Origin of the sequence: Campylobacter sp., assembly GCF_017646085.1 — a bacterium.
Taxonomy (GTDB): Bacteria; Campylobacterota; Campylobacteria; order Campylobacterales; family Campylobacteraceae; genus Campylobacter.
The window spans coordinates 1-2094 of record NZ_JAGCNF010000035.1 but is presented as its reverse complement, the minus strand read 5'-3'; the positions used below and the strand labels follow the sequence as shown (position 1 = coordinate 2094).

Below are 2094 nucleotides of genomic sequence, written 5' to 3'. Positions count from 1 at the left end.
CTCACAAATTTAAACCAAAGGATATGATATGTTAGAGTTAAGAACCCTTCCATTTGACCCAAATACTAATGCAGTTGTAAGTAAAGAAGCCTGTGACTATCACCACGGCAAACATCATCAAACTTATGTAAATAACTATAATAATCTTACAAAAGATAGCGACCTAGCTAAAGCTAGTCTATTTGATGTACTTGTAAATTCACAAGGCGGATTATTTAATAATGCTGCACAAGTGTATAATCATGATTTTTACTGGGATTGTATAGCTAAAAAAAGTGATAAAAGTAGCGAATTAGAAGCAGCTTTAAATAGTGATTTTAATGATTTTAAAGTTGAGTTTATCAGCTCTGCTACTACGCTTTTTGGCTCAGGCTGGACATGGCTAGTTTATAACCCAGCTACAAGCAAACTTGAGATTAAAAATACTTCAAATGCTGCTACTCCAGTAACTGATGGATTAGTTCCGCTACTTGTAGTAGATGTATGGGAGCACGCATATTATATAGATAGTCGCAATGCTCGTCCAGCTTATTTAGAAAAATTTTATGAAAATATCAACTGGGACTTTGTAAGCACAGCGTATGAGTGGGCTAAAAAAGAGGGATTAAACTCAGTTAAATTCTATATCGATGAGCTTCATCCAGTAGCTAGTTGCTGCGGACATTGCGGTTGTAATTAATCATTTTTAAATACTAAATTTGGCTACAATCATAGCCAAATTTAGCTAGAAAATAGATAAAATTTATTTTTATTACAAAGATGGTAAAGCCATTATATATTATTTGAGATTTAGCTCCAACTTTGCTGGAGCTAAAAATTTAAAATTATTTATTACTTTTGCAAGCAAGATCGCAATATATAACAAATTTAAATCTTTTTCTCCCATGCAAGAGCTGAAGCTATAATAGTTTCTAGATTATCTTTTTTAGGCGTCCATGATGTAAGGTTTCTAAGTTTAGATGAATCTGCTATAAGCACAGCAGGATCACCTAGGCGTCTTGGTGCATCTATTACTTCAAAATCCACGCCACTTATCTTTTTAGCAGTATCTATAACCTCAAGTACGCTAAATCCATGCCCATATCCAACATTAAAGATATCGCTATCATTGCTATTTAAATAATCCAAAACCGCTAAATGCGCACTAGCAAGGTCTTCAATATGAATATAATCTCTAATACAAGTTCCATCTTTAGTATCATAATCACGACCAAAAATACTCATATTTGCTCTTTTGCCAGTTATTGTTTGTGTAGCAACTTTAATTAAATGAGTTGCGTTTGGATAGTTTTGACCGATTAAAGAGTCGCTTGAAGCACCAGCAACATTAAAATATCTTAAAATTCCATACTTAAATTTGCTATTTGCAGCGGCTGCATCTTTTAGAATTTGCTCGCTCATTAGTTTTGAAGTGCCATATGGATTTATAGGATTTTGTGGGCTATTTTCACATACTACTCCATCTTTTGGTTCTCCATAAGTAGCAGCTGTAGAGCTAAATATGAACTTTTCTACACCAAATTCCACCGCCAGATTAATAAGATTTGCTGTATTTGCAGTATTATTTAGATAGTATTTTAATGGATTTTGCATACTCTCAAATACCTCTATATATGCAGCAAAATGTATAATAGCATCAAATTTATGCGAAGCAAAAATCTCTTTAAGATACGCTGTATCTGCTAAATCACATTTGATAAAATCAAATTTACCTACACTCTTAAGTGCTACTAATGCATCTTGTGAGCCGCTATAAAAATTATCAATTACAGTTATTTTATCGCTTGCACGCTCCAATAAAGCCTTTAATACATGCGAGCCAATATATCCAGCCCCGCCAGTTATCAAAATATTCATTTTTACTCCTTAAATTTGCAATATTATAGCTAATTTAACTCTCATCTTGGCTATAAATTTGACTTTTAGTTAATTTATTGGATTAGATTATGCTAAAAGTCTTTTTGGCAAAGAGATTTTATATTAAATGCTATCTTTTTTACGACTAAAATATACCATATCTTTATCCTTTTTAATTATATTAAATTCAAATTTTTTATAAAGCGCTATAGCTTTTAAATTATCTATAAAAGCCTT

The 2094-nt window shown here is 32.0% G+C and carries 2 protein-coding genes; one reads left to right on the top strand and one right to left on the bottom strand.

Features of this window, described 5'->3' with window-relative positions:
* Positions 1-28: 28 nt before the first annotated feature.
* A complete protein-coding gene (sodB, locus tag J6V67_RS01680) occupies positions 29-679 on the top strand; it encodes a superoxide dismutase [Fe] (RefSeq protein WP_291857668.1) in 651 nt (216 codons plus the stop codon).
* A gap of 188 nt (positions 680-867) precedes the next feature.
* On the opposite strand, the gene galE is transcribed toward sodB, so the two are convergent.
* On the bottom strand, positions 868-1857 hold the full coding sequence (gene galE / locus J6V67_RS01675; RefSeq protein ID WP_291857666.1) for a UDP-glucose 4-epimerase GalE: 990 nt from the start codon (positions 1855-1857) through the stop codon (positions 868-870).
* Positions 1858-2094 lie beyond the last annotated feature (237 nt).

Excerpts from the sequence above, each read along its gene's own strand:
- sodB (WP_291857668.1), top strand. The coding sequence starts at position 29 with ATGTTAGAGTTAAGAACCCTTCCATTTGACCCAAATACTAATGCAGTT.
- galE (WP_291857666.1), bottom strand. The coding sequence starts at position 1,857 with ATGAATATTTTGATAACTGGCGGGGCTGGATATATTGGCTCGCATGTA.